Origin of the sequence: Moorena sp. SIO2C4 (assembly GCF_010672485.1) — a bacterium.
Classification (GTDB): Bacteria; Cyanobacteriota; Cyanobacteriia; order Cyanobacteriales; family Coleofasciculaceae; genus Moorena; species Moorena producens.
In genome coordinates this window covers 1-3,957 of record NZ_JAAHGN010000715.1, presented here as the reverse complement: position 1 = coordinate 3,957, position 3,957 = coordinate 1, and the positions used below count along the sequence as shown (strand labels likewise).

Below are 3,957 nucleotides of genomic sequence, written 5' to 3'. Positions count from 1 at the left end.
TTTCAAAGTTTTCCGCAAGATATTAGATCCCCCCCAGCCCCCCTTATTAAGGGGGGAGCCATACTCAAAGTCCCCCTTTTTTAAGGGAAACGGGGGTACTCGGAGTTTGAAGACACGCCCTAGCCCCTAAAATTAGAACCGTCTAGATAATCAAGGCATCGATCCTAACGGATTAATAAACACTTACAGGGTCAAAGACAATATGCAAACACTAACTAATAACTCTCAGTTAATACAATCTTGGTCTACCTCTGAAATTTACCCAATCAGCTATAACGGCAGCCAAGGGAATACTATATCAGATGACGATAAATTGCTCAGCTTGAAAGCAGTATATAAGCAACTATTTAAGGAAAATCGAGATATTGAATTTCACCATCATGCTAGCCTTGAATCTGCATACCTGAATGGTCAATTGAGCACTCGAGATCTGGTTCGTGAGTTACTTTGCTCGGACATGTATGTTAATTATGTCTTCGCCGTCAATAGTAATTTCCGTTTTGTTGCACTGTGCTTTGAGCGCGTTTTAGGTCGCCAGGCTACACAAAACGAGATCCATAAGTGGAGCTCCCTTTTAGCCTCGGAAGGTCTGATCACCTTTGCGCAGACATTGACCAATTGTGATGAATATATTGCAGCCTTTGGTGATGACATTGTACCGTTTCGCCGCTCTGATAAACTGTCTTCCAGTAATCAGGGACTCCCGGCACTGCCAAAGGAACTGAGCATCAAACGTTATACAGGAATCGGTAACGTGATACAGCACTACAAATCAAGATCCCTTTTACCCTGGGAAGGCAATCTGCCGCCCCGTGTGGTACGCGAGATCGGCGCAGTTGTTACTGTAGCCGGTACAATTGAAGTTGTTCGTGTTATTCTCACCATTGCTTGGCAGGCTTATAGCACTGGTAGCCTGTGACATCCTCATATTCATTCAAAGATTACGGCATTGCTGAATCTTTGAATGAATATGAGTGGGGTGGGCATCCTGCCCGCCTGGAAATGAAACGGGCAAGATGCCCATTCCACAGGTGTGACCCTAGGGCGAGTAAATCGCCCTAGGGTCGCACCTACTATTAAAATCATTCCATTATTAAGCAACGCCGGATTTTTCCCCTATTCCCTCTTCCCTCTCTTCGCCTCCTCGGAGGGGTTATGGGTGGCTTCCAGATCCGCTGTTCCGGTGATCCGCTGTTCCCTGTTCCCTAAAACCCAAAAATTTGGAATTCACCTAATTGAAAACCGCTATAAATCCCCGACCCTATTGACTTAATGGAGGGACTCCTGTATTATTTTCTGAGAGTAAATTAGCCTAGTTGATAAGCAGGTGCACAAAATTAATTACACATTTTAAAATAATCAAAGCCTTGCAGGGCAAGGGTTACAGAGATTGGCAGTAGGTAATTAATTCTGTGTAGGTGCTTACCTGTTATGATATGCTGTTAAATCGAATTGCCTAAAACTATACTGTGTATAGCTTTGAGATTTTGATGATAATTGATAATTGAAACTACATAGAGCGTTTCTAGGACTCATGAGGTACACAGCATTGTTTGACTATTGGCTCTTGCCTCTTATCCCTGCTCCGAAGTCCCTGCTCCGAAGTCCCTGCTCCCTGCTCCGAAGTCCCTGCTCCCTGCTCCGAAGTCCCTGCTCCCTAAAACCTAGATATTTGTACCTCACAAGTCGTAGAATTGCTATAGTATCTCAAAACCTAAAAGTCTTCCCTAGTAATACTTTTAGGCTTTGTTTATGAAAACTTAGCCGAATCAGTACGGAATAACCGTAAATTATTCAGTTTCAGATGTCTACTCCTCTGTTGATTTATTCGGCTTGAATTTCCTGATATTATTCCTAGGCTTAGATGGGTTGACCCTGACAAATTACGCGATTACTTAACTGGTGACCAATGGCTATAATACTACTTGCTTGAAAAAACTAGCAGATAAACCACCAATATTTTGCAAGTAATTTTCTGGTTTTATTGACCATTAATTAACTAAAAAACCGGTTAAAATAATCATCATTACAGAGGATAGGACATGGAAATTTATATGGCATCTAACTACTCACTCAACACCCTTGGAGCCAAACTTTGTCTCGAAGCTGCTGGGGATTTAGTAGCAAAAGCAATCCAGCCCATCCAAAACTATTCACAGGTAAGACTAGCTGATTACGGCATTGCAGACGGTGGTACTAGCCAAGGATTATGGCAGCAGATTATTGCTACTATAAAAAAAAAAATAACGGGGCTTTTGTTGAAGTAATATTTAATGATTTACCCAGTAATGACTTTAATGCCCTAGGCAAAAATGCAACGTTATTGATGCAAGGTGATCAAAATCTAGTAGTTTCAATGGTTCCACGATCATTTTATGAACCTGTTTGTCCCCCCAATAGTCTAGACTTTGGTTTCTCCTCCACAGCCATGCACTGGCTAAGTAAGCTACCCAAACATCTGAGCAATCATATTGATGTCAATGTTTCTGCCCCAGTAGAAGATAAAGCAATTTTTCAAGCACAGTCACAGATTGACTGGAGCACTATTCTCCTGGCTAGAGCTAAAGAACTCAAATCTGGAGGTCAAATAGTAACCGTCAACTTATCCGTAGACGAACAAGGGCGCTATGTAGGGCACAACCTGGTAGACTTGAACCTGAAAGATATTCTGCACGAAATTTGGAAACAAATGCAGATTGAGGAATTGATTCAACCAGAAGAGTATGTTGGCGCTACATCACAAAGTTATTACCGAACAGAAGCCGAGTTTACTGCGTGTCTCGAAGACCCTCAAAGTGAAGTTTATCAAGCTGGCTTACGATTAGGAGATACCCGAACCATGCTGATTCGGTGCCCTTATCGGTCTCAGTACGAAGATGATAGGGATGCAGAGAAATTTGCCCAAGGTCTCACCCAAGCGACTCGCTCTTGGAGTGAACATACATTGAGAAATGCCCTAAGCAATCGATCCAATCAAGACATTTCTGATATTGTCAACCAATTCTACCAAAGATTTACAGCTAGGATTCGAGAGAATCCCGGTCAGTTCTCTATGGATTATGTACAAACCTATCTTCGCATTTACAAAAAATAAGCCCAACCAGGATGCTTAGATCATGTTAGGATAATTACCCTTAATAAAAATCTGCCCGATCTCCCCATCTCCCCACCCTCCTCACAACCCCTCAGGTTGAGGTGACATTGGATATTAGGACTAACCGATAATAAATCCCCGACCCGATTGACTTAATGCAGGGACTCCTGTATTATTTTCTGAGAGTAAATTAGGCTAGTTGATACCTGTTATGATATGCTTTTAACTTGAATTGGCTAAAACTATACTGTGTATAGCTTTGAGATTTTGAAAATTTATGGTTTATACCGAAAATTATGTCAGATCTTTCATAAACACCATAGGATGCCCAGTAGGCTGTGGAATACAATTAAGCCAGAGCAACTTAAAAATCCCAAAATTGCCAAACTTTTTGACTCAGATGGTGATGGCAAAGCCAACTTAACAGGTTGTAATCCTGGGTGGGGTATGGAGCTAGCTTCTCTAATTTGATAAGTTGAAGAAATCCTTAAAAACCTTGAAGCCTTTCTTTATATTACATGACTTACGCAAGGCACCCTAAAATACCCCAATTCTAGGGGACTTTCGTGACTTTGTTCCCCCTCCCGGTGCGCTTGACCTTGGCCAATTTAATTCTTAATGGTAAGAGCGCACCTTTGCCTTTTGCCTTTTGCCTTTTGCCCTTGCGCGTAGCACTATAGCGTTTCTAGGACTCATGAGGTACACAGAATTGTTTGACTATTAGCTCTTGCCTTTTCTCTCTTTCTTACATGCTCCCTGCTCCCTGCTCCCTGCTCCCTAAAACCCAGATATTTGTACCTCACAAGTCGTAGAATTGCTATATATCAAAAACCATAACTCCACCTAGCCCGATACCCTCGGGA

Annotated in this window: 4 protein-coding genes; all 4 read left to right on the top strand. The window is 42.1% G+C overall.

Features of this window, described 5'->3' with window-relative positions; genetic code table 11:
* The first annotated feature begins 202 nt into the window (after positions 1–202).
* The 4 genes from F6K20_RS27745 (at position 203) to F6K20_RS27730 (ending at position 3,565) form a co-directional block, all read left to right on the top strand.
* Positions 203–919 (top strand): phycobilisome rod-core linker polypeptide, encoded by a 717-nt coding sequence (locus F6K20_RS27745; protein ID WP_008182388.1) that lies wholly within the window; start codon positions 203–205, stop codon positions 917–919.
* Positions 920–2,042: 1,123 nt separating this feature from the next.
* A complete protein-coding gene (locus tag F6K20_RS27740; RefSeq protein WP_008182386.1) occupies positions 2,043–2,267 on the top strand; it encodes a hypothetical protein in 225 nt (74 codons plus the stop codon).
* Positions 2,210–3,094, top strand: coding sequence for a class I SAM-dependent methyltransferase (locus tag F6K20_RS27735; RefSeq protein ID WP_081431950.1), 885 nt, complete (start codon positions 2,210–2,212; stop codon positions 3,092–3,094). Before F6K20_RS27740 ends, F6K20_RS27735 begins: the two co-directional genes overlap by 58 nt.
* Before the next feature lie 324 nt (positions 3,095–3,418).
* A complete protein-coding gene (locus F6K20_RS27730; protein ID WP_008182382.1) occupies positions 3,419–3,565 on the top strand; it encodes a hypothetical protein in 147 nt (48 codons plus the stop codon).
* The last annotated feature ends 392 nt before the right edge of the window (positions 3,566–3,957 follow it).

Excerpts from the sequence above, each read along its gene's own strand:
- F6K20_RS27745 (WP_008182388.1), top strand. The coding sequence starts at position 203 with ATGCAAACACTAACTAATAACTCTCAGTTAATACAATCTTGGTCTACC.
- F6K20_RS27740 (WP_008182386.1), top strand. The coding sequence starts at position 2,043 with ATGGAAATTTATATGGCATCTAACTACTCACTCAACACCCTTGGAGCC.
- F6K20_RS27735 (WP_081431950.1), top strand. The coding sequence starts at position 2,210 with ATGGCAGCAGATTATTGCTACTATAAAAAAAAAAATAACGGGGCTTTT.
- F6K20_RS27730 (WP_008182382.1), top strand. The coding sequence starts at position 3,419 with ATGCCCAGTAGGCTGTGGAATACAATTAAGCCAGAGCAACTTAAAAAT.